This window comes from Patiriisocius marinus, from assembly GCF_008974325.1.
Classification (GTDB): Bacteria; Bacteroidota; Bacteroidia; order Flavobacteriales; family Flavobacteriaceae; genus Patiriisocius; species Patiriisocius marinus.
In genome coordinates, this window is record NZ_BKCG01000001.1 from 1009187 (window position 1) to 1036147 (window position 26961).

The 26961-nt window shown below is 33.8% G+C and carries 19 protein-coding genes; 11 read left to right on the forward strand and 8 right to left on the reverse strand.

From position 1 onward, the window contains the following. Positions 1-9 precede the first annotated feature (9 nt). On the forward strand, positions 10-6696 hold the full coding sequence (locus tag GBH57_RS04480) for a PfaB family protein (RefSeq protein ID WP_151672847.1): 6687 nt from the start codon (positions 10-12) through the stop codon (positions 6694-6696). An 84-nt stretch (positions 6697-6780) separates the two neighbouring features. After that, positions 6781-8358 (forward strand): PfaD family polyunsaturated fatty acid/polyketide biosynthesis protein, encoded by a 1578-nt coding sequence (locus tag GBH57_RS04485; RefSeq protein WP_151672848.1) that lies wholly within the window; start codon positions 6781-6783, stop codon positions 8356-8358. Between the two features lie 65 nt (positions 8359-8423). Here GBH57_RS04485 and GBH57_RS04490 read toward each other — a convergent pair whose 3' ends face one another. Next, positions 8424-9137, reverse strand: coding sequence for a hypothetical protein (locus GBH57_RS04490; RefSeq protein WP_151672849.1), 714 nt, complete (start codon positions 9135-9137; stop codon positions 8424-8426). A 362-nt stretch (positions 9138-9499) separates the two neighbouring features. On the opposite strand from GBH57_RS04490, the gene GBH57_RS15980 reads away from it, so the two are divergent. The 3 genes from GBH57_RS15980 to GBH57_RS04500 are packed head-to-tail and all read left to right on the forward strand — an operon-like array spanning position 9500 to position 12038. Beyond that, positions 9500-9658, forward strand: coding sequence for a hypothetical protein (locus GBH57_RS15980; RefSeq protein WP_161596065.1), 159 nt, complete (start codon positions 9500-9502; stop codon positions 9656-9658). 40 nt (positions 9659-9698) lie between these two features. Then, positions 9699-11369, forward strand: a complete 1671-nt coding sequence (locus GBH57_RS04495; protein ID WP_151672850.1) for a tetratricopeptide repeat-containing sensor histidine kinase — start codon at positions 9699-9701, stop codon at positions 11367-11369. Between the two features lie 3 nt (positions 11370-11372). After that, complete coding sequence (locus GBH57_RS04500; RefSeq protein ID WP_151672851.1) at positions 11373-12038, forward strand: DUF5932 domain-containing protein; 666 nt, start codon at positions 11373-11375, stop codon at positions 12036-12038. Between the two features lie 135 nt (positions 12039-12173). Here the strand turns inward: GBH57_RS04500 and GBH57_RS15985 are convergent, their stop codons facing one another. Beyond that, positions 12174-12350 (reverse strand): hypothetical protein, encoded by a 177-nt coding sequence (locus GBH57_RS15985; RefSeq protein ID WP_161596066.1) that lies wholly within the window; start codon positions 12348-12350, stop codon positions 12174-12176. 106 nt (positions 12351-12456) lie between these two features. Next, positions 12457-13407 carry an NAD-dependent epimerase/dehydratase family protein gene (locus GBH57_RS04505; protein ID WP_151672852.1) on the reverse strand — a complete coding sequence of 317 codons (951 nt, stop codon included), beginning with the start codon at positions 13405-13407 and terminating at the stop codon, positions 12457-12459. A 237-nt stretch (positions 13408-13644) separates the two neighbouring features. Here GBH57_RS04505 and GBH57_RS04510 point away from each other — a divergent pair, with 237 nt between their 5' ends. Further along, positions 13645-14238, forward strand: a complete 594-nt coding sequence (locus GBH57_RS04510; protein ID WP_151672853.1) for a hypothetical protein — start codon at positions 13645-13647, stop codon at positions 14236-14238. Between the two features lie 53 nt (positions 14239-14291). Continuing rightward, entirely contained in the window at positions 14292-16349 is a 2058-nt protein-coding gene (locus tag GBH57_RS04515; RefSeq protein WP_151672854.1) for a M13 family metallopeptidase, read from the forward strand. A gap of 89 nt (positions 16350-16438) precedes the next feature. On the opposite strand, the gene GBH57_RS04520 is transcribed toward GBH57_RS04515, so the two are convergent. The 4 genes from GBH57_RS04520 to GBH57_RS04535 form a co-directional block, all read right to left on the reverse strand. Continuing rightward, positions 16439-17242, reverse strand: a complete 804-nt coding sequence (locus GBH57_RS04520) for a Rossmann-fold NAD(P)-binding domain-containing protein (RefSeq protein WP_151672855.1) — start codon at positions 17240-17242, stop codon at positions 16439-16441. 46 nt (positions 17243-17288) lie between these two features. Beyond that, positions 17289-19649, reverse strand: coding sequence for a M20/M25/M40 family metallo-hydrolase (locus GBH57_RS04525; protein WP_151672856.1), 2361 nt, complete (start codon positions 19647-19649; stop codon positions 17289-17291). A 98-nt stretch (positions 19650-19747) separates the two neighbouring features. Next, a complete protein-coding gene (locus GBH57_RS04530; RefSeq protein ID WP_151672857.1) occupies positions 19748-20104 on the reverse strand; it encodes a hypothetical protein in 357 nt (118 codons plus the stop codon). A 33-nt stretch (positions 20105-20137) separates the two neighbouring features. After that, positions 20138-21091 (reverse strand): DUF6268 family outer membrane beta-barrel protein, encoded by a 954-nt coding sequence (locus GBH57_RS04535; protein WP_151672858.1) that lies wholly within the window; start codon positions 21089-21091, stop codon positions 20138-20140. Positions 21092-21380: 289 nt separating this feature from the next. Between GBH57_RS04535 and ileS the strand changes: the two genes are divergently transcribed. From ileS to GBH57_RS04555, 4 genes are read left to right on the forward strand one after another with little or no spacing between them, the layout of a single operon-like run. After that, positions 21381-24782 carry an isoleucine--tRNA ligase gene (gene ileS, locus GBH57_RS04540; RefSeq protein ID WP_151672859.1) on the forward strand — a complete coding sequence of 1134 codons (3402 nt, stop codon included), beginning with the start codon at positions 21381-21383 and terminating at the stop codon, positions 24780-24782. A 10-nt stretch (positions 24783-24792) separates the two neighbouring features. Continuing rightward, positions 24793-25173, forward strand: coding sequence for a TraR/DksA family transcriptional regulator (locus GBH57_RS04545; RefSeq protein ID WP_151672860.1), 381 nt, complete (start codon positions 24793-24795; stop codon positions 25171-25173). Between the two features lie 49 nt (positions 25174-25222). Beyond that, positions 25223-25852 (forward strand): DUF4097 family beta strand repeat-containing protein, encoded by a 630-nt coding sequence (locus GBH57_RS04550; RefSeq protein ID WP_151672861.1) that lies wholly within the window; start codon positions 25223-25225, stop codon positions 25850-25852. Positions 25853-25883: 31 nt separating this feature from the next. Beyond that, positions 25884-26504, forward strand: coding sequence for a lipoprotein signal peptidase (locus GBH57_RS04555; RefSeq protein ID WP_151672862.1), 621 nt, complete (start codon positions 25884-25886; stop codon positions 26502-26504). 15 nt (positions 26505-26519) lie between these two features. Here GBH57_RS04555 and GBH57_RS04560 read toward each other — a convergent pair whose 3' ends face one another. Next, on the reverse strand, positions 26520-26945 hold the full coding sequence (locus GBH57_RS04560; protein WP_151672863.1) for a response regulator: 426 nt from the start codon (positions 26943-26945) through the stop codon (positions 26520-26522). Positions 26946-26961 lie beyond the last annotated feature (16 nt).

Here is a 26961-nt window from a genome sequence, read left to right on the forward strand (position 1 = left end):
AAACAACAAATGAAAGAAAAAATAGCAATCATCGGTATGTCTTCCCTTTTTCCGGGGTCTAAAACGTTACAAGAGTTTTGGAACAACCTGATGGATAAAAAAGACTTGACTGGTATGGCAACAAAAGATGATTTTGGGGCAGATCCAGAACTCTTTTATCAAAAAGACAAAGGTGTAATAGACCGTTGTTACTCTTTGCGAGGAGGGTATATTAGAGATTATATTTTTAACAGTGCAGACTTTGGCTCTGAAGATTTAAGTGACTTAGACCAAATGTATCAGTGGGGTTTACAGGTTACCAAAGATGCCTTAATACACGGAGGCTATTGGGAAAATGACAAAGCTTTGGATACTTGTGGTGTAATCTTCGGAAACTTATCATTTCCGACGAAATCCTCTCATAAAATTCTTGCGCCTATGTATACTGAAACGCTCGAAAAAGGAATAAAAAATCTTTTGAGAGATGACAGTTTTAAAATGCCATCAACAGAATTTGACATTCCGAAGAACAATCCAATAGAAGGTGATGTTTCAGAATTGGTCAAAAAAATTATTGGTTTAAAAGGAACAAATTTCGATTTAGATGCTGCCTGTGCTTCCTCATTATATGCTATAAAAATGGCTTGTGATGAGTTGCTAACAGGTAAAGCAGATATGATGTTGGCTGGAGCCGTTTGCTCTTCAGATCAATTATTTATTCACATGGGCTTTTCTATTTTTCACGCCTATGCAGCACACGATAAAAAATACTCGCCATTAGATAAAGACTCTGCTGGCTTAGTGTCTTCTGAAGGTGCTGGGATGATTTTACTAAAACGTTTATCTGACGCAGAAAAAGATGGCGATAACATTATTGGTGTTATTTCTGGGATAGGATTATCTAACGATGGAGCAGGAAAGTTTTTATTAAGCCCTAACCCCAAAGGACAAACGTTAGCGTATGAAAGAGCTTATAACGGGAGTATTTCAAAAGAAGATACCTCGTATATAGAATGCCACGCAACAGGTACTCCGCTTGGTGATGTTACAGAAATAAACTCACTCGAAACCTTTTTTGGGGGCAACCCAGACAAGCTTCGTTTAGGTTCTGTAAAGTCAAATATGGGGCATATGTTAACGGCGGCAGGAATGCCAAGTTTAATGAAAGTTTTGCTCTCTATGGAACATAATGTTATTCCTCCGGGAATCAATATGTCTACGGCAATTCAGTCTGAAAAAGGATGGTTTAAGAGAGAACAAATAATAGAAGAACCTTTAAAATGGGAAACAAATTATAAACAAGCGGCTGTAAATTCTTTTGGTTTTGGAGGTACAAATGCCCATTTAGTGGTGGAGAATCATCACAAGGGAGAAAGCAAAATACATGAAGATGTTTCGTTAAAAGAGATGGCCATCACGAGTATGGAAGTTCATTTTGGCGATTGTAACAATCTCGATACTTTTTACAAATCTATTTTTGAGGGAAAACAGCATTTTTCTGAAATGCCACAAGATAGATGGAAAGGCTTTGAAAAGAACAATGATTTATTAGCTCAATTTGGATTGAATACTGAAACGTCACTTAAAGGAAACTTTATTGATGCCTTTGATATGGATTTAATGCGTTATAAAATCCAACCAAATGAAATAAGTACGATGGAACCTCAGCAGGCTTTAATTTTAAAAGTTGCTGATGAGGCCATCCAGAAATCAAGTTTAGAAAGAGGTGGAAACGTAGCAGTATTAATCGCTATGAATCCAGAATTAGCGATCCACCATTACCTAGCCCGTTGGGATAGCGAATGGCAATTAGACAAAGCGCTAGACAGTGCAGAGGTTGATTTAGATGAAGCACAAAGAGCAACACTTCTAGCGGAGTGTCGTAATATTTTATACCAAATAGGAAACGTACAAACACCAAGCCAGCATACTAGTTTTGTTGGTAATATAATGTCGAGTCGTATTTCTGCTTTATGGGATTTTAACGGCCCATCGTTTACGATTACCAATGGAGATAATGGAACAACAAGAGCTTTAGAGGTAGCACAAAATATGTTGTCTTTAGGCGAAGTTGATGCTGTTGTTGTGGGAGCTGTTGATTTTTCAGCAAGTATGGAAGCGGTGCTTTTACGAAACTTAGTCGATGCGGTTAACCAAAACAAAAAACCTAGTTTGTCTTTTAATGCAGACGATTACGGCTGGTTAATTGGTGAAGGAGCATCTGCCATTGTTTTAAAGGCGAGTGATGCTATAAACGAGTATGACACTGTTTACGCGACAATTGATGCCATTGGAGATATACCAACAGATATAAATATTGCTTTACAAGAGTTAATGGCTTCAGGTTTTTCGCAGGAAGATCAATTAGAACAAGAACAATTACTTGCAAATAATCCAAAGAACAAAGTAGCCTTAGGTTCTGTAAAAACTACTATTGGGCATACTTTTGCAGCTTCTGGATTGGCTGCTATTGTTAAAACGGCGCTATGTGTGTATCATCAATTTATTCCAGGGATTCCAAACTGGAATGCTGCGAAAAACGATTTATTTAAAAACAGTCACTACTATTTTCCTAATCAATCAAGACCTTGGGTAAATGAAGGCGAAAAACCTAGACAAGCACTTGTTAATCTAAGTGCAAATTGTAGAGTTAAACTTTCGGAAGTGATATTTCCGAAGCAACAACAAATAGATAATTTTTTACAAAAACATTTATTTGTTTTAAAAGGAAACACGCAAAACGAATTACAAGAAAGCTTAAACTTAATTAGCAAAGCTATTCTTGAAAACGACCTAGAATTTGTTGCGCAAACGTTTTTTGATAAAGCTTCTAAAGCAAAAGCAACATACCGTATTGTTTTAATTGCTTCTACTGTCAAATCAATACAACAAGACATCCGTTTTATTGAAAGAAAACTAGAAGAAGCGTTTGCAAATACTACCGATATTAAATTGCCAAGCGGATCATTTTTTAGTCCGAACCCAAGTGCCACTAAAGGAGATTTAGCATTTGTGTATCCAGGTTCGGCAACTAGTTATGAAGGATTAGGGCAAGATTTATTTCAATTTTTCCCAAATCTTTTGAGTGATTTTGAACATCAAATACTAAATTTAAAAGACTTCTTTGGCTTAGATTATTTATTCCCTAAAAAGCAAAATAGCGCAACACCTTCACCTAATATTCAAGACGACGCAATTTCTATGATGTCTGCGGGAGTGCTATATGCAACGTTGTACACTCATATTTTAAGAGAATATTTCGGCGTAAAGCCAAAAGCTGCTATGGGATATTCAATGGGCGAATGTAGCTCTATGTGGTATGCCTTTGGGATATGGAATCCAAGTGAAGGCACTAAAATATTTAGAAATTCTCCCATATTTAAAAACAAGTTTTCTGGTGATTTAGAATTGCTAGCAGATGAGTGGAATATTAGTACAAAAGAAGCTAAAGCAAGATGGCAAAGTTGGATTTTATTAGAAACGAAAGAAAAGGTTGAAGCCGAAATATCCAAGTTTGATAAAGTGTCCATCACTTTTGTAAACTCTGAAAAGGAGTTAATTATTTCGGGAGATAAAAACCAATGTGAGGCGTTAATTGCTACTCTTAATTGTGCTTCGGTATTGGTTCCATTTCAAAATATTATCCATAATGAATTCTGTAAAAAAGAATACCACGGACTTATTGAAATGCACAATTTCCCTTTAGAAAACAATCCTGAAATTGATTTTTACTCAAGTTTAACGGGTGATAAAATATCGATGGATTCGCTTTCAATTGCTGAGAACTCGACAGAGGTTTGTTATAAAACAGTCGATTTTCCCGCTTTTGCAAAAAAGATGTCGTCAAATGGATTTAGCACATTTGTGGAGCTTGGGCCAAATAGTACTTGTACTAACTGGATAAAAGATACGCTAGACCAAAACACACATTCGGCCAGTGCAATTGATAAAAAAGGGACGAGTTCAATACAGTCTTTATATGAGTGTTTAGCACAATTAATTTCTAACGGAATTGACATTGATTTGAGTTTATTATACCCTAATAAAAATCAAAAGGATGTAAAAAAGCGCTTTACTAAAAAAGTAAAAACAGGAGGAAGACAAGTATTTGATGTGTTACTTTCTGATGAAATGAAATCACAGTTTGCAACTATTAAACGAAAAGAAAAAGTAGAAAACACTACAAAAAATTCAGGCTTAAATGTGCCGAAAACTTCAACACCTATAGTAGATAAAACAACTAGTATGATAGATACTCAAATAACAAAAAACGCCACAAAAATGGGTGAAAATGGTTTGAAATTACAAGATTATAATGATCCAAATCATTTAAAAGATAAAAATATCATTTTCACAAAAGAAGATTTAATTGAATTTTCTGAAGGGAAAATCGGTACTGTTTTTGGAGCAGAATATAACGTTATTGACCAATATAAACGAAGAGTGATGTTGCCGATGGATCCTTATTTATTGGTAAGTAGGGTTACAGGGTTAAATGCAAAATTAGGAGAGTATAAACCTTCTACAATGCAAACGGAGTATGATATTCCTTACAATTCTGGTTACGCTACTGATACGCAAATTCCTTGGGCAGTGTCTGTGGAATCTGGGCAATGTGATTTAATGTTGATTTCTTATTTAGGAATTGATCTTGAAAACAAAGGAGAGTATGTGTATCGATTATTAGATTGTACTTTAACTTTCTTGGATGATTTACCATTTGAAGGGCAAACATTACGATATGATATTGCTATAAATTCATTTGTTAGAAATGGACGGAATCTTTTGTTTTTCTTCAGTTATGAGTGTTTTGTTGAAGATCGCATGGTATTAAAAATGACCAATGGTGTCGCTGGTTTTTTTACTGACGAAGAGTTAGAAAAAGGAAATGGTGTTGTCTATACAGATAGTGAAAAGAATGCTTTATTAAATGTTGAAAAGAAGAAATTTATTCCTTTTTTAACTACAAAAAAGACTTCTTTTAATATTGAAGATTTAAGACATCTCATCAATGGAGACGCTCATAAATGTTTTGATGATATATCATATTTCCCAAATGGAAGAAATGAATCAATAAGACTAGCACCAGAAAAAATGTTGATGCTAGATCGAATTACGAAAGCAGATGTTCACGGAGGCGCGTATGGTTTAGGAGAAATTATCGCCGAAAAAGACCTGAGTCCTGATGATTGGTATTTCCCGTGTCATTTTAGAGATGATGAGGTTTTAGCAGGCTCTCTACAAGCAGAAGGTGGCGGAAACTTATTGCGTTTCTTTATGATGATGCTAGGGTTACAACGGCTTAAAAAAGATGCCCGTTTTCAACCTATTTATGGAATTCCACAAAAGGTACGATGTAGAAAAGAAGTAACACCAAACGATAAAAAATTAGTGTATCGTCTAGTAGTTAAAGATATTGGACTATTGCCAGATCCTTATGTAATTGGAGATCTAGAGATTATTGTAGATGGAGTAATTACGGTACATTTTGCTAATCTAGGTTTACAATTAAGAGAAAAAGACAACCCAAAATACTTAGAGCAACCTAAAAAAATAACAGAGAACGTATTATTAAACGAAACAGATATTGAGACTTTTGCTTTAGGAAGATTAGCAGATTGTTTTGGTCCTGAATATGCTGTTTATGACAATAGAGCGTTATCACGCCAGCCAAATACAGATTTACAAGTAGTAAGCCGTGTTATTAAAATTGATGGTGAACGTTTTGATTTTTCAAAGCCAACTAACATTTGGACGGAGTATGACGTGCCTCAAGATGTGTGGTATTACAAACAAAATGCATCTATGACAATGCCTTATGCGGTGTTAATGGAAATTGCATTACAGCCTTGTGGACTTTTGGGTGCATATTTAGGAAGTACATTACAATTTCCGGAGAAAGATTTATACTTTAGAAACTTAGATGGTGATGGAGAAATGTTCGACTTACCAATGGGTACTGACTTTAGAGGAAAGGTGATTAAAAATACATCTACACTAACATCTTCAACATCCTTAGGTGGTTTTGTAATTCAGAAATACTTGTTTGAAGTATCGGTTGAGGGACACGTTTTTTATAAAGGATTCTCTTCATTTGGATTTTTTCCGCAGGAAGCATTAGCACAACAAGTAGGATTAGACAAAGGGGAAGATGTACCAGCGTGGTATGTTCAAAACAAGTTGACACCGAAGGATTATTTCCAAATAAAACTAGATTCTTTATATGCAAAAATGAAGTTGTATAAAGAGAATGACAAAGCAAGTATGTTTCGTTTAGCCGAAGACCAACTGGACTTATTAGACAGTGGTTTAGTGGTTAAAAATGGTGGTGAGTTTGGAAACGGATACATTCACTGTTCAAAAGAAATACATACCTACGATTGGTTTTTCACGTGTCATTTTTATTCTGATCCTGTGATGCCAGGTTCTTTAGGCGTAGAGGCAATTTCACAAGCAATGCAGTTATTTGCACTTCAGCAAGATTTAGGAAAAGACTTTAAAAATCCGCGTTTTGTTCAAGTAGAGAACAACAAAACCGAATGGAAATACCGTGGTCAAATAAAGATCAATGTGGAGAACATGCATCTAGAAGTGCATTTTAAAACTATTGAAAAACGAGGAGATACTTTAGTACTAATTGCTAATGCATACCTCTGGAATGAAGGAACTAGAATCTACCAATTAACAGACTTGGCTCTAGGAATTCAAGAAGCTTAAAAGAACTAATTATATAACAAATATTTAGCATTTCAGAAAAAATTAAAAATAACTATAAGAAATGCCAAAATCAAAATATAAAAGATGATTAATTTAAAATGGATAGGATCTCCTAGAGAGATTTCATTTGACTTAAAAGGGATGTCTGATAAATTGAAAAACACTTCGATACCTTGTTACGTAGTGAAAGATTTATCAGGGCGAACTGGAATTACAAATACAGGAACAATTCAGTCTGAAGGAAAAGGACTATTTCTTGAAGCGATAGTGCCTGCGTTTACTGCAGAAGATTTTGGAGATACTTCTTTTAAAGCAGATTACAGCTTAAAGTATGCTTACAAAGGTGGCGCCATGGCAAATGGAATTGCATCAACTGATATGGTCATCGCTTTAGGAAAAAAACAAATGATAGGTTCGTTTGGTGCCGCAGGGATGATTCCTTCGCGTGTACAAGAAGCGATTGCGACGATTCAGAAAGCATTGCCAACTCAAGCATATGCTTGTAACCTTATCCACAGTCCTATTGAAAAGGCGCTCGAAGAGGGAGCAGTAAACTTATATATTGAACACGGTGTGAAAGTGGTGGAAGCTTCGGCATACATGAACTTATCTGAACAGATTGTAAAATATAGAGCTGTAGGGTTAAGCTTAGATGCTGATGGCGAAATTGTCATAGGAAATAAAGTGATAGGTAAAGTTTCTAGAAAGGAAGTAGCATTACGTTTTATGTCGCCGGCACCTATTCAATTTTTAGACAAATTGTTAGCTGCAGGAAAAATAACACAGCAACAATATGAGTTGGCTCAAAAAGTACCAATGGCAGATGATATAACGGTAGAGGCTGACTCTGGCGGACATACAGACAATCGTCCGTTAGTGGTATTATTCCCTATCATTTTACAATTGAGAGATGAAATTCAGAAAAAATACAACTATAAAAAACAGATTAGAGTAGGTGCTGCTGGTGGAATAGGAACCCCAGCTTCTGCCTTAGCTGCATTTAGTATGGGTGCCGCTTACATAGTAACAGGATCTATTAATCAAGCCTGTGTAGAATCTGGAACATCAGATAACGTAAAGGAGTTACTCTCTAAAGTAGCCTCAACAGATGTAACAATGGCACCAGCGTCAGATATGTTTGAGCTAGGCGTAGAATTACAAGTTTTAAAACGCGGAACCTTATTTGGTGCTAGAGCGAAAAAACTATATGAAGTATACACGCGTTACGAGGGTATTGATGATATACCTGCAGAAGAAAGATTAAAACTGGAAACAAAAACCTTTAAAATGCCTTTAGAAAAGGTGTGGGAAGGTTGTGTTAGTTTTTTTGAAGAAAGAGATCCTGAGCAAATAGAAAAAGCACAAGGAAACCCTAAACGAAAAATGGCTTTAATTTTCCGTTGGTATTTAGGACTATCATCTAATTGGGCCAATGCGGGTGATCCAGATAGAGTTATGGATTATCAAATATGGTGTGGCCCAGCAATGGGTGCCTTTAACGAGTGGACTAAAGATTCATACTTAAGTGAAGCAACAAATAGAAAAGTTGCAGAGGTAGCCATTCACTTATTAGAGGGAGCTGCATATTTACACAGAATAAACACTATTAAAGATCAGGGTGTAAATCTACCTCTTGAACTGTTACATTTAAATATTGAATAAAAACTACCGCAATCAATTACTTAAGCCTTCACAGAAATGTGAGGGTTTTTTTATTACTACTTAATTTACTCCGTTTCGACACATATATATTTGTCAATCATATATTTAGTAATGGGTTTAAGTGTTTTTCCAGTTTCCGGATGCCGTCCAAGATCTGTGAAATATTCAAGCTCTTTATCCTTGTTTTTACCATACCATAAATTCACGCTACCATTTTCATTATAAAATGGGTAGTTACAAGAAGGTTTTATTCTGTTGAAGTTTTTAATGCGATCTTCCTTGTAGATTTTATATTGCTTCACTTGGTATTTTTCCGCATCAAAATCAACTTCCACATAGCGATCCTTTTGCCAGATCATCCACCTTGCTTTGTCGATAGAAATATATACAATTGTAGCAATGGTAATAAGTAACGTTAATACAATGACAAAAATATTCTTCTTTTTTTTAGCTGAAATATTAAATCTATTCAACTCTTCGCGTGCTTTTGAAGCTACACTGTGTTTAAAATAAAAATCTGGGAAATCTTCACACCCTAAATATTTACATAGGGCATCGACCACTTGTGGTTGTTTAATTTCAATACTTGAGGTTTCAGTGTTGATAGCTAATTTGTAAAGGTCACGTAGACTTCGTTCACCAAAAGTGAAGTTATTGATTCGATAGATTTCATCAGAAAGATAGATGGCACACCTACTATTTGATGGGGCTTTACCACTTAGTTTAGTGATGTCTACTTCAGCTTTGCTAAACGATTTAAGAATAATTTGCTTGTGCATAGTGGTCTGTTTTTCGAGGGTTTCACATACATTTTAATTCAAATTTTTATTGGAAAATTCTTTCCAAAAGCTTTCCGAATCTTTTCCATTTCTTCTTTTAAATCGTCCTTTTATTTGCTTCAGAATTAATCTAGAACTCTTTTGTATAGAGTTTTTTAGACAGCTGTTTTTTCTATAAGGAAGTAGTAAAAGCATCGTGATGTACATTGTTGAGAAGTTGTACTTCACATTGCTTTTCACTTTCCACTTCTCAATCTGGAGAGAGACGTCTCCCTATTTAAAAGCGATTTGTATCGCACTGATTTCAAAACAATTAATAATCTGGATAGCCACAGGTATGTCCAATTTAAAAGAAAATAAAGATGAAAAAATTAGCATTTATCATGGTTACGGTTTTCCTCAATACAGCGTTGTTTTCTTGCACGCCAAACAGTATTGTTGAAAACTCTACAGAACAAGCTTGTTGTGATGGGGAAGATAATAAACCACCACCACCACCTCCACCGCCAAGTGATGATTAAAATTATTAGCTAGAAAGAATATTGTTATTACTTTAGAGGAATGAAAAGATTAACATCCTCATTCCTCTTTTTTTTATGTTTAATTCAAGCAACGTTGCTGTTTCCAGAAGTTGGAGTAGCACAAAGTAAAAATGATAGTCTAAACAGATACTACCATAAAATTGCTAATGAGTCTTCAGATACGAATAAATTATTCTTAGCTTTTGAGTTCTATGAAAATTTCAGAAAAAGAGATGTTAAAAAAGAAACTGAAGTGCATAGGCAAGTTTCAATTTTGAGAAATATTTCATTTATTCAAGAGAAATTTGGTTTGTTAAGTGAAAGTGAAAACACGATAGTTGATGCCCTTAAAATGCTCAGCATCTTGAAAGATAATGACTCTATCAAAGTCGATACAGAAGGAGCCTTAAATATAAGTTTGGGAAGATTGGCTCGCAAAAAGGAAGATTATAAGAGCGCTATTAATCACTATGACAAGGCTTTAATTTTAAGTAGAGATGATGCTACGATTACAATGATTAATACTAATAAAGCATATTTGTATTACCGTTTAAAAGATTACAACGTAGCTACTGAAAAATATGAAGTTGTATTACAGAAATACCTTGCAAGTAACGATTCTATAAGAATTGCAAGGGCATTAAATTATTTAGGAATGTCACTTGCGAAGCAGAAAGTCCCTGGAGCATTAGAAAAAATTGAAGAAGCGCTTACCATAAGAAAACAAGTAAATAGCGATCTAGGAATTTTTGATAGTTATTATAATTTATCAGAGTATTATAGAGATCGAAACAATAACAAAAAAGCTGTTTATTATATAAATGAGGCGCTTAAGATTGCAATAGCTAATAATAATTTGGATTTAAAGTACAACGCACTTTCTTCATTAATGAAATTAGATAAAAATACATATATAAGAGAATTTGCTTTTTTAGTTGATAGTATAACATCAGTTAAAAGGGACATTGAAAATCAATATGCAGAAAAAAAATATACAACTGATAAACAAAAAGCATTAGCTCAAAAAAGAGGTCAAGAAGCTGAGGAGTACAAAAAACAAAGAACTATTTATCTATTAGTAGCTTTATTAATTATCGTATTATCAATAGGAACATATTTTTTACTTAAGTCAAGACATAAAAAAAATAATATTGTTCAAATATATAAAACAGAAACACGAATTTCTAAAAAAGTACACGATGAAGTAGCTAATGATATTTACTTTTTAATGAACAAACTTCAAAGTGGAGAGGTTGATTCTATTGATGTTTTAGACGATTTAGAACAGCTGTATTTTAAAGCTAGAGATATTTCGAGAGAAAATAATGACATAAATACGAAAGATAATTTTGAAGAAACCCTCAAGTTTTTGTTACTTAATTATAGATCTGTCCATACGGAAGTTATTACGAGAGGACTACATAAAATTGATTGGAAATCAATATCTGAAAACAAAAAAACGGCTGCTTATAGGGTGTTACAGGAGTTGATGACTAATATGAAAAAATATAGCGAGGCTAATGCAGTTGTTGTTCGTTTTGAGCAAGGGAATAATAAACTTATCATTACATATAAAGATAATGGGGTTGGAACTTCCTTAAAAAAGTCAAATGGTTTAACAAATGCGGAAAACCGTATTCATACTGTTGGTGGAACTATTATTTTTGAATCAAAACCTACAGAAGGTTTTAAGTCAGTTATAACTATATAGAATATGTTTCAAAAAGTATTAATTTCAGATGATTTGGGGAGTATCAATATAGGAGTTACCTCTGTACTTGAAAGTTTATCAATTCCTCGAATTGATAAAGTCCAGTATTGTGATGATGCATATTTGAAGTTAAAAGCAGCATTTAATAATCAAGAACCTTATGATTTATTTATAACAGATTTGTCTTTTGAAATCGACCATAGATCTCAGCAATTTACCTCCGGCGATTTACTTATAGAAAAATTGAAGTTAGAACATCCTAATTTAAAAATCATTGTATTTTCAGTAGAAGATCGCTTGTTAAAAGTGCGAAGTCTAATGAAAGATTATCACTTAGATGGTTATGTATGTAAAGGAAGAAAAGGCATGATGGAACTTAGAGAAGCGATAAAAAGTGTTTCGAGAAATAAACAATATGCTTCTAGACAAATACGTCATGCATTGGGGGATAAAACAAATCTAGAAATTGATGAGTATGATATCCAATTAGTTAAACATCTTTCTAATGGCCTAACTCAAGACGAAATAAGCGCTATATTTAAAGAAAACAACACGTCGCCTAATAGTTTAAGTTCTATTGAAAAACACCTTAATAAACTTCGTATTCAGTTTAAGGCAAATAATGCAATTCACTTAATTGCAATTGTAAAAGATTTGGGACTTATTTAAAGCTGGTAACTTTCTCTATAAGTGTTTAATGTTTTCTGATAAGTAATGTTGAACGTTTCATTCACTTTTCTAAATAAATGAAACGGTATTCTGTATAGTTTAATACCTTAATAGTTTTACCATCAATATTGAGAACTAAATTTCAGCTACTTGATTAAAATTAATTGGAATGGCCACACCTAATCTACAGCTTGTAGATATGATGTCTTTCCATATTAACATATTATTGATTTTTGCAACTACACGAGTAGCGCTAAACCCTTTAGTAAAAGTTAATTTACTTTTATTATGTTCAATATGTTTAGCTATCATAATAAAAACCTTCTGTAGTAGGCTCTTAATTTATAAACACAACATCTTGCGCAACTGGTTTAAAAAACATTAAATCAAATACAGGAATGTTAGATGTTTAAGATTTCTAAGCATAATCCTTTTTTAGGTTGTCAATCATAATTTCAGTCATTTGATCAAGATTGATTTCGTGCTCCCATCCCCAGTCTTTTCTTGCAATGCCATCATCAATACTTTGTGGCCACGAATCTGCAATTTCTTGACGGAAATCAGGTTCATAGCTAATTTCAAATTCTGGAATATGTTTTTTAATACTCGCAGTAATATCTTCAGGATTAAAACTAATTGCTGCAAGGTTGTATGCATTTCTAATTTTGACATCCTCAGTTGCCGCAAGCATAATGTTTACGGTAGCTCTAATAGCATCACTCATAAACATCATAGGTAGTGTAGTTTCAGAATTTAAAAAGCAAATGTATTTTTTATGCTTTAAGGCTTTGTGGTAAATGTCTACGGCATAATCTGTAGTCCCTCCACCAGGCAATGTTTTATAACTAATAAGACCTGGGTAACGTATACTTCTAACATCTACACCATAACGTTTGTTGTAGTATTCACACCAGCGTTCTCCAGTTTGTTTACTAATACCATACACGGTTGATGGCTCCATAATTGTATGTTGCGGAGTTGACTCTTTAGGAGTTGTTGGTCCAAAAACAGCAATACTTGAAGGCCAAAAAATCTTTTCAATTTTACCCTCTTTGGCAAGATTAAGCACGTTGAAAAGTGATGTCATATTTAAATTCCAAGCTTTCATTGGAAATTTTTCTGCCGTTGCAGAAAGCATTGCAGCCATTAAATAAACATCAGTGATTTCATAACTAATCACTACATTCTGGATAGCATCATAATCCATTGTGTCAAGAATTTCAAAAGGGCCACTATTCATAACCTCATCTGCCGCTTCACGAATATCACTCGCAATTACTTTATGATTACCATAAATACCACGTAAGTACATAGTTAATTCAGTTCCTATCTGGCCAGAAGCACCAATAATCAAAATTCTTTTTTTCATAATAAATGGGTGTAGCTATTATACTTGAATGCTGTAATTGCAAAAATAGTAAGCTTATAATATTAATATGTCAACAAAAATACTATTATTAACTATACAAAATAAGTTATTTTTTAGCTGAAAACATTCAATATATCATCCTTAGAATATATCAAGTATTTGCTTTCTATTATAATGAGCTACATAGCTATTGCACAAAGAAATAGTATATTTGTTTACTCTTGAAATTTTATAAAATTGAAGAATATATATATTAGTTTAGTAATTGTTCTAGTACTGTTTGTTTCGTGTGGCGACACACAAAATAATACAGAGCTGCTTCAAGAGCAAGAAGTACAGACAGATGAAACGTACGGAAACCCCGATTTTAAATTTCCGAAGGTATCTACAAGTGCTGAATCATTCCTTAATGACTGGACCGTTTTTGATGATTTTAAAACAGAAGCTATCGCCATTAACGGCAGTAACTTATCTACTTTAAAAAATCGAAGCGAATACTTGGTAAGCAGAGTAGATTCTCTCATAAAAAAAATTCCTGATACGTTAGACACACAATCTGTTTATTCTAGATTATTAGTAGCTAAAACCCGAGCTGCTTTATTAAAACAACTCGCTAATAAAGTGACTATTGATAATGCTGAAATTGACAAAGGTGTTTATGAAATGAACCTCGCAACAACTAATTTAATTGTTCAAATTAATGAGAAGTTTCAAAAAGACGCAATAGACTCTGAGCGAACGGAAAATGAGAAAAAGGAAATGGAGCTTCGCAAGAAAAAAATGGATTCCATTTTAAGAGTAGAAAAACAAGACTTATTGAAAAAGCAATAGTGTAACTTTTGCTTGCCTATTAGTACTAATACAAAAATTAAAAATTAGAAAGAATGAAGTACAACCTAATTATTGCCGCAGCTGCTATGAGTGCTTTGGCATTTACTTCTTGTGATGACAAGAAAACTGCGGAAGCAGATACAGAGGAAAGAGGGATTATCCTATCAAATATGGATACTACCTTAAGTCCAAAAGATGATTTTTACAACTACGTTAACGGTAGCTGGATGAAAAACACAGAAATTCCTGACGACCAAGTGCGCTGGGGAGGTTTTGGAGTTTTAAGAAAAAGTACAGATAAAGACGTTCTTGCTATTTTAGATAAAGCAGATAAAAGTGGAAAATATAAAGAAGGTACAGATCAAGCTAAAGCAATTGCAATATTTAACACTAAGTTAGATACAGTTGCACGCGATAAAGCAGGATTAACTCCTTTACAACCTACATTAGATAAAATTGCTGCCGTTAAATCTCCAGCCGATTTTGTGAAGTTAATGACTTTAGAAGCTAATTCGGTTTCACAACCATTTATTGGCTTAGCAGCATTCTCAAACCCTAGTAACAGCTCAATCAACTCGGCTTACATTACGCCAGGAAGTTTAGGTTTACCAGACAGAGATTACTACACAAATACAGATCCTAAAAGTGTAGAAATTAGAGGTCAATATGTAGACCATATTACACGTATGCTACAATTTTTAGGTGATGACGAAGCAAGTGCAAAAGCACAAGCCGAAACTATTTTAGCTTTCGAAACTAAATTAGCTGAGCCTAGATTAGATAAAGTACAGAGTCGTGACTTCAGAAATTTTAACAATCCAAGATCTGTTGACCAAATTCAAGAAATGGTTTCTGCCATTAACTGGAAAGAAGCAATTAAAGATATGGGAGTTGAGAAAGAACTTGATACGTTAATTGTAATGCAACCTAAATACATGGCGTTAGTTCAAAACGTAATGAAAGATGGTGATGTTGAAACTTGGAAAACAGTTACAAGATGGGCTACTTTTAATAGTGCTGCGGGTGCTTTAACAACTGAAATTGAAAAAGCAAACTGGGATTTCTACAATAAAACTTTAAGTGGTGCTAAAAAGCAACGTCCAGCAGATGAGCGTGCTTTAGGTACTGTAAATGGAACAGTAGGTGAAGCTTTAGGTAAATTATATGTTGATGAAATGTTCCCTCCAGAAGCGAAGGAAAAAGCTGAAACTATGATTGCTAATGTAATTGCTGCATACCAAGATCGTATTAAAAACCTTGATTGGATGAGTGAAGACACTAAAGTAAAGGCAATTGAGAAACTTAATAAATTCACTGTTAAAATAGGATACCCAGATTCTTGGGAAGACTATAGTACTATGGCTGTAAGCGAAGACAAAAGTTACTACGATAACATTACTGCTGTAGGTGAGTGGGCTTTCAAGAAAAATCTTTCTGAAATTAATGAGCCAGTTGATAGAACTGAATGGGGGATGTCTCCACAAACTGTAAATGCTTACTTCAATCCTTTTAATAATGAGATTGTTTTTCCAGCAGCTATTTTACAACCACCTTTCTACGATTATAAAGCTGATGATGCCGTTAACTATGGTGGAATTGGTGCTGTAATTGGTCACGAAATTTCTCACGCTTTTGATGATAGTGGAGCTCGTTTTGATGGTGATGGAAACTTAGTTAATTGGTGGACAGAAGAGGATTTAAAGCAATTTGGTGAAAGAGGAAAAGCATTAGCAGATCAATATAGCGCTATTGAAGTTTTAGACAGTGTATATGTAAATGGTGAGTTTACTTTAGGAGAAAACATTGGAGACCTTGGTGGAGTACTTGCTGCTTACGATGGTTTACAACGTCATTACAAAGAAAATGGTCGTCCAGAAGATGTTGATGGGTTTACAGCAGAACAACGTTTCTTTATGAGTTGGGCAACTGTATGGAGAACCAAGCAACGTGACGAAAGCTTACGTACGCAAGTAAAAACTGATCCTCATACTCCAGGAAGATGGAGAGCTACAGAACCACTTAAAAACGTGGATGCTTTTTATGAGGCTTTCGATATTAAAGAAGGAGACCCAATGTATGTAGCGCCAGCAGATCGTGTACGTATTTGGTAATCAATAATGAATTTGAGTTATTACTTGAATTTAGTAAACAAAAAATAGGAGCTCGAAAGGGCTCCTATTTTTTGTTTATATAAAAGGTTTTAAGGTTTAGTTTTAAAGGTATACTCTAGAATAGTAGAAAGGTTTTCACTGTCTACTTGTTTGCCAGCTTTCTCAATAGGAGCAGCAAAATGAGGTGGCACTAGTTGTAGTTCTTCAGCTTTTGATCTGTAGTAATCTTCTTTTGTAGGGTGAGATGGATGAACTCCATTTATAATATGACCGTAAGCTTCTTGCTTAATAATTTCAGTAATAATAGAAATACAATCGTCACGGTGTATTAAGTTTACAGGATCGTTAGCGCTACTTAAGTCTTTTCTGCCTGCTAAATATTTTACGGGTTGTCTACTTTCACCTACTAAACCTCCAAAACGTAAGATTGTTGTTTTAAAATCAGATGAGTTGAAAAAAAGTTGTTCTACCTGAAATAATTGCCTTCCTGCTTCAGTAGTAGGTTTTGGCACGTCTTTTTCCGTAACTAATTGTTGTTCATCACCATAAACGCTTGTACTACTTATAAAGATTACTTGCGGAACTTTAGACGCTCTAATTTCGGTTAGAAAATGTGACATTTTGAGAACATAATCTGCTCCAGTATTACGGCGTAACCCTGGAGGAATCATAATAACTAATGTGTCAACATTTTTTAAAAACCCTTTAGGAGCTCCTTGAATGCCATTTTCGGAAATAACTACCGCATAAGCGTCTATATCTAGTTGTTGAAGTTTAGCTGCACTTTCTGTGGTTGTAACGCTTCCTTTAACTAAGTATCCCAACATTTTTAAACGTTGTAATAACGGTTTCCCTAACCATCCTAACCCTGCAATTGCGATTGTTTTTTTCATACCTATGCTCACGCGTGAGTGTTGAATACCTTTAAAATTAGGTGTTTTATTGCCCTTCGTTTAATGAAGAGTCAGTATTAATAGTTTGATTTTCTTTTTCGGTTGTAAAGGTATATTCTAAAATGGTAGCATCAGTATTAATAAATGGTTTAGGAGTCATTTTTTTAGGACGCTTACTAATATTAAAAAGAGGATTTGATATTAAGTCAAAACCATATTCTAAAACCTTAATTTGAGGTAATGGAGCTTTCTCAGGAATACTGTATTGTATTTTTAAGGAATCGTTATCACTAATGTAATACCTTAGTAACAAGTTGTCTTTTCTTTTATAAAATCGTTTTCCTTGATCATCAGTATTGGTTACTTCAACACCATTAAAGTTTAATGATTTAAATGGTGTGTCAATTGGTGCATACAACATTAATTGATGAATGTCTCTTTGTGGTTGTAGGGTTACGTCTACAGTACGAAATCCATCAACCACAGAGTCTTTGTTGATAGTAATCGTAGATGGTGCTATTTCAATAGTTGGTGCTTCTGCAGCAAATGTGTATTTACGAGCATATTTACTTGAAGCAGCACTTTCTATATAATTTGAAGCACTTTTAGGGGAGTCGCCAAGATATTTTTTCGTCCAATCATCAAGAATATTGTCATAAGTACCGTAATACGCTTTATTGGTTTCAGCATTTTTATAGTACACTAAGCTATTAGGTTTGTTACGTTCCTCATTAAAATCGCTTTTTAAATGTGTAATTACAAAAAACACAAGTGCTAAGAATCCAAATAATCCGGATAACAGATTCCTTTTAGAGTAAAATCCTATAACAGGAAGTAATAATCCCATAACAAGAACTACAAAAATAGTGCTGATAACTATATGATCACTTCCTAAACCAACTGGGAAAAATTGAATTAACGGAGCGAAAATAAATAATGCAGGAGCTGCTAATAATGCTAAGCCTATGTAGCTGTTGTTTTGATATTTCAGCAGTAAAAACCAAGATATTAATCCGAAATATACAGGTATGATAAAAAATGCACCACCTTTTAAATACAATAGTAAAACCAAATTAATCAGTAGCCAAAATAGTAAAGGCGCTACAATCAAATTAGGTACTGTAATTCGCTTTGCAAAAACACGATACATTTTAAAGGTTATTGCAATAGATAGAAATACAAATGCTACAATGTACCAATGACCATTGTATTTAAAGCCGTGTTGAATCTCGTTGTAATGTGGGTATAAATATTCGATTAATTTCCATCCATAAAAACCAAATAAACCGCAAATAATCAATGAGCTTAAAAAAGGAATAAATCCTTTAAGAATCCCGTTTAGGTTTAATTTATGCTTAGAAAATCCATAATAAAGACAACCAATAAATAATAACGTAGCTAAAATTAGCATAGGTAGAATCCACGAAAATGGATAATGAATAAATTTGACCATTGGTATATTTACATAAACGCTGTCTTCTTCAGCTTTAAGATTCCCTAAGTCCGTATCAGCAAAATAATGTAGTAACGGTAGTAGATAGCTTCCTTGATGTTGTAGTGTTTCAATGTTGAGGTTTTCAACAGTATCATTTGCTGTATGGTAATCGAAGTGGTCATCAATAAAGGCGAAAAACATACTTTCAATATCGCCCTCTTCTCTAAAAATGGTAGAATCAGTGTCGTTTGGTAACAGTTTATAAACACTGTACATAAGTGATGAAGCTACTGGATATGGAACGTTTGCATTTTCAAAAGCTTTAACCAGATTTGTATTTCCTCCATTAGTTTCAACAATCATATTACTTGGGCCACCGCTTCCTCGGGCTTCAAAATTGAGAACGATACCAACGTCTTTAGCCCATTTATGGTTTTTAACAAATAAATTTGCTCCGTCAAGGCCTATTTCTTCTGCATCAGTAAAAAGCACAATAATGTCGTTTTCTGGTTGCTTGCCTGATGCTTTATAAGCTCTTAAACTCTCAAGAATTGTAACCACCCCACTCCCAGCGTCACTTGCTCCTAACGAAGGTACAAGAGCACTATCGTAATGAGAAAGTAGCACTAAAGATTTTCCGTTTCCACTACCCTTTATTTTAGCAACAATGTTTCTTGGTTTTAGTAAACCTTGTTTTGCATTACTAAGCATAAATGCTTCTTGAACTTCTGTTTCAAGGCCAAGTTTTTTTAATTCGCCAATAATATATTCGCGAACTCTTGTGTGTTCATCTGTACCTAAATAGTGTGGAGCTTTTGCTATTTCGCGAAGTGGAATTAGCGCACGTTGAGCTGAAAACTCAGTTGCAGGAGCTGAGGTTAAAGTACCTTCGCTTGGCATTAGTGATTGAAAACTAAAAACTATTAAAAGTAAAATGACTATTGCCGAAATTATAGCACTTAAATGTTTCATAGAGACAAAGGTTTATAGCCTTAAAAATACAGTAAAAAAAGTATAGAACTGTAAATCTGGAAAACCTCAAGGAAACTAAAGGCTATTTAGGACTCTTTTTAAAGATTAATTTCAACTTTTACAAGTAAAAACCAATCGTTGTCAAGGGGTAAATATCCTTGGTTATAGACGTAAAAGTAAGTGGAGCCGGTTTTTGTAATATATTGTCCAGTAAAAAACTTAAAATTAAATCCGTTTTTAAGTAACGTCTCTTTTTTAACCTTGGTTTTGTCCTTCGTATTTAGTTTTTCGAGAATACGATGATTTTTTCTCAAGCGGTTATTCACATTACGAACAAGGTTAGTCTGGTCTTTGTTAAGGTTATTGTTATGGGCATTTCGGCAAGCATCGCAACAGAATTTTTTATCTGCTCGACCTAAAATAGGATTGCCACATTCTGGACACGATTTTGCCATATTTAAACCCAATTGTAGGGCGGTATTAAAAAATTAATCATCTTTATTAGCCGAAAAACTAAAGCGGTATACGGCTTCAATTTTTCCAAAAAACCCACTGCTTAATTCTGGGTTAAGTTGTGTGCGATCACCAGCGCCAATATTAAATGCAGACACTCTAAATCCTACATCATCTCCATCTGCATAGGCTTCAGCGTCAAAATCTGCATAACCAGCTTTTGCTCTTAATAGAACATTGTTTTCAAGAAAAGCATATTGTACATAGCAAGTAAACTCAAGCGCACCATAGTCTACATAATAATCGGGAGTGTTTTCTTGATGTACATCAAAGCTACGTCCAATTCCTAAATAGTCAAAACCTAAAGTAACTGAAGGTGAAATAGTGTAGTTAATATCTGCTGAAACTGGTGCAGAAACATCCATTTCAAATTTACTGTTTTTACTAATATAATAGAAACCTAAAATAGGAGTTGTAAACCATCCATAAGCTTGATCTATTGCAAAAATACCTGCGCGATACTTAAGTCGTTCGTGTTTCTGATATTTTAAAATGGCAACACCTCCTAAATAGAAATCATCATTAGAAATATCAATATAATCTGAAGCAAGTTTTGGTAACAGTGCAAAAGTTCCACTCCATTTATCACTAAAAGTTGTTGCTAATCCTAGCTTTAGTATCGTTGTGTGTAAGCTAATATTGTCTGAATATCTAAAAGGCGAAGTAGGCCCTTGTGTTTGATTTAGCTGTGGAAAAAGTTCTAGATTATTTCGGCTATACATAAATCCAGTGATGAGCGCATTATACTTATTTATCACAACAGGATAGGTAAAATCTACATCGATAGACTTAATATCAGTGGTTTCTGAGTAGCTTTCATATTTTGAGTCAAAATTCTGACTATATCCTACTTTTAAAATATCCACATAATCTTGGGCTATTAAATAAAAAGGTGTGAGTAATAATAGAACTAAAAGTGCTTTTTTCAAATACCGAAATTTTCAGAAAGATATACAATTTTATGTAAATCAAAACAAAGGCTAAAATCCTTGCATTACAGAAAGATAAGGCCAGTTTAAACAAAAAGTATATTCGTAGAATTGAATTAAATAGTATGCTTCTGTTAAACAAATAAAAGGTGCTTTTTTATGTATATCATTTTACATCAAAATTCCGTAAATTCGCAGCCTTAAAAGATTAGAATAAACATTAATTTTTTTCTGAATAATTTAAACTATTTAGAGATAAAAAATATATCCGTCAAAAGCGGACTTAAGTATGGCAACTAAATTCAAAGAACACAAAGGATTAGACCTCCCTAAATTAGGAGAAGATATACTCGATTTCTGGCAAGAAGAGAACATTTTTGAGAAGAGTATTGCTATTCGCGAAGGTGCTGAGCCATTCGTGTTTTTTGAAGGCCCACCATCTGCAAATGGATTACCAGGAATCCACCATGTAATGGCACGTTCTATAAAAGATATTTTTTGTCGCTATAAAACTCAAAAAGGTTTTAAAGTTGACCGTAAAGCAGGGTGGGATACTCACGGGCTTCCTATTGAACTTGGTGTGGAAAAGGAGCTTGGTATTACTAAAGAAGATATTGGTAATACAATTTCAGTTGAAGATTATAACCAAGCGTGCCGTAAAGCCGTTATGCGCTATACTGATGTATGGAATAAAGTAACCGAAGGATATGGTTATTGGGTGGATATGGAAGATCCATATATTACTTATAAACCAAAATACATGGAGTCTGTATGGTGGTTATTAAAACAAATTTATAATAAAGATTTGCTTTATAAAGGGTACACCATACAACCATATTCTCCTAAGGCAGGAACTGGTTTAAGTAGTCACGAGCTTAACCAACCAGGAACATATCAAGACGTAACAGATACAACCGTAGTGGCACAGTTTAAAGTTGTTGAAAATTCATTGCCTGAGTTTCTTAAAAAATACGACCACTTAAATTTAATTGCCTGGACAACAACGCCGTGGACATTGCCTTCTAATACCGCATTAACTGTTGGGCCAAAAATTGATTACGTTGTTGTTGCAACATATAATCAATACACATTTGAACCTGTTCATGTAATACTTGCTAAAAATTTAGTTGGAAAACAATTTAAGGGGAAATACGAACAAACTGAAGATCTTGAGGTATTAAAAAGTTATACTAAGGAAGATAAAAAGATTCCATTTTTTGTTGCTGAAACCTTTAAAGGGAAAGAATTATTAGAGATTCGATATGAGCAATTATTAGATTATGCTACGCCAGATGCGGGAGTTGACAATGCTTTTAGAGTGATATCAGGAGATTTTGTAACAACTGAAGACGGAACAGGAATTGTGCATACAGCACCTACTTTTGGAGCAGATGATGCGCTTGTTGCAAAACAAGCAGTGCCAGAAGTGCCACCAATGCTAGTTAAAGATGATAATGGTTTTTTAGTTCCTTTAGTAGACTTACAAGGTAAATTTAGACCAGAACTGGGGGAATTTGCAGGTAAGTATGTTAAAAACGAATACTATAACGATGGTGAAGCGCCAGATAAAAGCGTTGATGTTGAAATAGCAATAAAACTTAAAACTGAAAATAAAGCCTTTCACGTTGAAAAATACGTCCACAGTTACCCTAATTGCTGGCGTACAGATAAACCAATATTATATTACCCACTAGACTCCTGGTTTATTAAAGTTACGGACTTTAAAGACCGTATGCATGAGTTAAACAAAGGGATAAACTGGAAACCAAAATCAACAGGAGAAGGGCGATTTGGAAATTGGTTAGCAAATGCTAACGACTGGAATTTATCTCGTTCACGTTATTGGGGAATACCATTACCATTATGGAGAACCGAAGACGGAAAAGAAGAAATAATTATAGGGAGTATTGAAGAGTTGAAATCTGAAATGGCTAAAGCCGTTGCAGCAGGGTTAATGTCTAAGGATATTTACGAAGATTTTAAAGTTGGTGACTTTTCCGAAGAAAATTATAACAATGTTGATTTACATAAAAATATTGTAGACGATATTATTCTAGTTTCATCAACTGGAGAACCAATGAAACGTGAGGCAGATTTAATTGACGTTTGGTTTGATAGTGGTTCAATGCCTTATGCACAATGGCATTACCCATTTGAAAATAAAGAGAAAGTAGAAACTACCTGGCGTAAAGCAGATTTTATAGCAGAAGGAGTAGACCAAACCAGAGGTTGGTTCTATACACTACACGCAATTGCTACAATGATTTTTGATGATGTTGCCTATAAAAATGTAGTTTCAAACGGTCTTGTGTTAGATAAAAATGGACAGAAAATGTCTAAGCGCTTAGGTAACGCAGCAGACCCATTTGATGTACTAGCTACTTATGGGCCAGATGCCACGCGCTGGTATATGATTAGTAATGCTAACCCTTGGGATAACTTAAAGTTTGACCTAGATGGTATTAGTGAAGTGAGAAACAAGTTTTTTGGAACACTTTATAATACTTATAGTTTCTTTAGTTTGTATGCTAATCTTGATGGATTCAATTATAGTGAGGTAGCTATTCCAATGGAGAAACGTCCTGAAATTGACAGATGGATTCTTAGTGAATTAAATACACTTATAATTACTGTTGATGAGGCATTTACGGACTATGAACCAACTAAAGCTGCAAGAGCAATCCAAAATTTTGTAGGCGAAAACTTAAGTAATTGGTTTGTAAGATTAAGTAGAAGACGTTATTGGAAAGGAAGTTATGCTGAAGATAAAATTTCGGCATACCAAACATTATATACTTGCTTAGTAACTGTGGCTAAATTGGGAGCACCAATTGCACCATTTTTTATGGATAGACTTTATAAAGATTTAACATCGGTAGTTGATTCTACAGATGCTAAAGAATCTGTTCATTTAAGTGATTTCCCAGTTGCTAACAAATCATTTATTGATAGCTCATTAGAACGCAGGATGCAAAAGGCACAAACAATATCGTCTCTTGTATTATCGTTAAGACAACGAGAAAAGATTAAAGTTAGACAGCCATTGCAGAAAATAATGATTCCAGTGTTGGATGACAACAGTAGAGCAGAAATCGAAGCTGTTAGTAACTTAATTATGAGCGAGGTAAATGTGAAGGAAATTGAATTAATTGATGAAGGATCTGGAATTTTGGTAAAACAAATAAAGCCAGACTTTAAAAAGCTTGGGCCGCGTTTTGGGAAAGATATGAAACAAGTAGCCGCTGCAATTCAACAATTTGATCAAGATGAAATTGCATTGTTAGAAAAAGAGGGTGAAATGGTACTTAACATTTCAGAAAAAAATATTACATTGAGGCTTGATGATGTGCTTATTAGCTCACAGGATATTGAAGGATGGTTAGTTGCAAATAGTGATGGAATAACAGTAGCCTTAGACGTTACAATTTCTGAAACTTTAAAGAATGAGGGGATAGCAAGAGAACTTGTAAACCGCATTCAAAATTTGAGAAAAGACTCAGGATTTGAAGTTACAGATAGAATAAAAGTTACATTGCAGCATACTGAAGAATTACAAAAAGCAGTGAGTGATAACCTTGCATACATCAAAGAAGAAACATTAACCGAAGATTTAAATTTTGTGGATGATATGTTAAATGGTACGGAAATTGCCTTTGATGATATAACAACAAAATTAAGTATTCAGAAATAACACAAAAAATATGTCAAAAGATGTTAAAAATAGATATAGCGATGCCGAGTTAGAAGAATTCAGGATATTGATTAAGGATAAAATTAAAGAAGCTGATAAGCAATTACATTTAATTGAAAGTGCTTACAGAAATGATTTAGATAACGGTACGGATGATACATCACCTACCTTTAAAGCTTTCGATGAAGGTAGTGAAGTAATGAGTAAAGAAACCTCTTCACAGCTTGCTATTCGTCAAGAAAAATTTATTCGTGATCTTAAAAATGCATTGATTCGTATTGAAAATAAAACATACGGAGTTTGTCGTGTTACTGGAAAATTAATAAACCCAGAACGATTAAAATTAGTGCCTCATGCTACATTAAGTATTGAAGCAAAAAACATGCAATAATTTGCAAACCTATTAAAAACTAAGCCCTAAATTTCTTTAGGGTTTTTTTATGCTGAAATTTTACACAACCATACTCGTTATAGTATTTACAAGTCAAGTGATTGCTCAAAAAAGACTTGAAAAATCGATGGATGCATCTCAAATTGATAAGGTGATTGTTGATGGAGATGGCATGTATAAAATTAAAATTATTACCTCTGAAACAAATACTATTACATTAAAGGCAACAATTGAAGGAGAGACATTTGAAAACCTTTTGGTAACTGAAAAGCGTGAACTTGAGACGATAACTTTTGGTTTAGATTACTCCCCTTTCTTTAAACCAGAAAATGATAAACTAGCGGCGCACAAAGTTATTGCTGTAGAGTTAATTTTAGAAATTCCGAAGAAAAAGATAGTTGAGGTAGTATCTAATTTAGCCTCTTTTAGAGGTGAAGGAATTTTTAAAAAGCTAAAAGTTGTGTTACTTGAAGGGAGTTGTAGTGTGAATAGTTTTACAGGTAATGGACTATTTCAAACATTAAAAGGGGATATTACAATTAAGGCAACTTCACAAGTTATGGGTATAGCGATATCCCAATATGGATCTGTATTAAATGAACTTCCTAAATATGGAAATTTCCGAATTGAAGCAGAAAGTAAACACGGTGATATCCGTCTCTTACAAACCAATTTTTAATGTTATTTTTGCCACTATTATTATAAAATAAATGAATTTAAAAAAGTCCATAGTACTAATTGTAGTTATCTTGTTCATAGACCAGATATCTAAAATATATATCAAAACTCATTTTCAACTACATGAAGAAATTGAAGTGTTTTCTTGGTTTCGTATTTTATTTGTAGAAAATGAAGGTATGGCTTGGGGAGCTAAAATTCCAGGACAATACGGAAAGTTATTCTTAACACTATTTAGACTTGTTGCTATTGTAGGAATTGGTTATTGGCTATGGGATAGTGCAAGAAAACATGCCTCAGGAATTTTACTTGGTGCTATAGCTTTAATTTTTGCTGGAGCTATGGGTAATATAATAGATTCCGTATTCTATGGAATTATATTTGATTCAAGTATGCAGCAAACAGCTACTATGTTTGCAGAGGAGCCTTACGGGACGTTATTTCACGGTAAAGTAGTAGATATGTTGTCGTTTCCACTTTTTGAGGGTTATTTGCCTTCTTGGCTACCATATTGGGGAGGTAAGCACTTTACTTTTTTCGATCCTGTTTTTAATATTGCAGATACTGCTATAAGTTTTGGAGTAGGACTTTTAATATTCTTCAACAAAAAAGCGTTCCCAACTAAAGATAAGGTGGAAACGCAAATTTCTTAAAACTGTTTATTGTTATTAAGCTGAGATTTTGTTGCTATTAAATAATGCTTCAAATTCCGCAATGTTAACTGGTTTCACTAAGTAATTAGTTACTTCAGAAAACTCTTTAGATTTATTAATATCTGCTTGGTTGATTGATGAACTTACAATGTATAATGTCGCTTTTTTCTTTAGCGGAGATTCTATCGCTGTAAACTCTTTCAAAAAGTTCCAGCCATTCATTACTGGCATATTTAAATCTAATAGAATTATTTCAGGAAAAGCCTCATTATTTAAATTTTCAATAATTGCTTTAAAATAATCTAAGGCTTCTTGCCCATTTTTAAATATCAATAAATTTTCAGAAAGTTTTTTGATGTCTATAATTTTTTTTACAAGATTTATATAAACATCGTCATCGTCAATAATACATGACAACTTAATCGGGGATGAATTAGTCATTTTGTGAGGAGATTTT

Excerpts from the sequence above, each read along its gene's own strand:
- GBH57_RS04480 (WP_151672847.1), top strand. The coding sequence starts at position 10 with ATGAAAGAAAAAATAGCAATCATCGGTATGTCTTCCCTTTTTCCGGGG.
- GBH57_RS04485 (WP_151672848.1), top strand. The coding sequence starts at position 6,781 with ATGATTAATTTAAAATGGATAGGATCTCCTAGAGAGATTTCATTTGAC.
- GBH57_RS04490 (WP_151672849.1), bottom strand. The coding sequence starts at position 9,137 with ATGCACAAGCAAATTATTCTTAAATCGTTTAGCAAAGCTGAAGTAGAC.
- GBH57_RS15980 (WP_161596065.1), top strand. The coding sequence starts at position 9,500 with ATGAAAAAATTAGCATTTATCATGGTTACGGTTTTCCTCAATACAGCG.
- GBH57_RS04495 (WP_151672850.1), top strand. The coding sequence starts at position 9,699 with ATGAAAAGATTAACATCCTCATTCCTCTTTTTTTTATGTTTAATTCAA.
- GBH57_RS04500 (WP_151672851.1), top strand. The coding sequence starts at position 11,373 with ATGTTTCAAAAAGTATTAATTTCAGATGATTTGGGGAGTATCAATATA.
- GBH57_RS15985 (WP_161596066.1), bottom strand. The coding sequence starts at position 12,350 with ATGATAGCTAAACATATTGAACATAATAAAAGTAAATTAACTTTTACT.
- GBH57_RS04505 (WP_151672852.1), bottom strand. The coding sequence starts at position 13,407 with ATGAAAAAAAGAATTTTGATTATTGGTGCTTCTGGCCAGATAGGAACT.
- GBH57_RS04515 (WP_151672854.1), top strand. The coding sequence starts at position 14,292 with ATGAAGTACAACCTAATTATTGCCGCAGCTGCTATGAGTGCTTTGGCA.
- GBH57_RS04520 (WP_151672855.1), bottom strand. The coding sequence starts at position 17,242 with ATGAAAAAAACAATCGCAATTGCAGGGTTAGGATGGTTAGGGAAACCG.
- GBH57_RS04525 (WP_151672856.1), bottom strand. The coding sequence starts at position 19,649 with ATGAAACATTTAAGTGCTATAATTTCGGCAATAGTCATTTTACTTTTA.
- GBH57_RS04530 (WP_151672857.1), bottom strand. The coding sequence starts at position 20,104 with ATGGCAAAATCGTGTCCAGAATGTGGCAATCCTATTTTAGGTCGAGCA.
- ileS (WP_151672859.1), top strand. The coding sequence starts at position 21,381 with ATGGCAACTAAATTCAAAGAACACAAAGGATTAGACCTCCCTAAATTA.
- GBH57_RS04545 (WP_151672860.1), top strand. The coding sequence starts at position 24,793 with ATGTCAAAAGATGTTAAAAATAGATATAGCGATGCCGAGTTAGAAGAA.
- GBH57_RS04550 (WP_151672861.1), top strand. The coding sequence starts at position 25,223 with ATGCTGAAATTTTACACAACCATACTCGTTATAGTATTTACAAGTCAA.
- GBH57_RS04555 (WP_151672862.1), top strand. The coding sequence starts at position 25,884 with ATGAATTTAAAAAAGTCCATAGTACTAATTGTAGTTATCTTGTTCATA.
- GBH57_RS04560 (WP_151672863.1), bottom strand. The coding sequence starts at position 26,945 with ATGACTAATTCATCCCCGATTAAGTTGTCATGTATTATTGACGATGAC.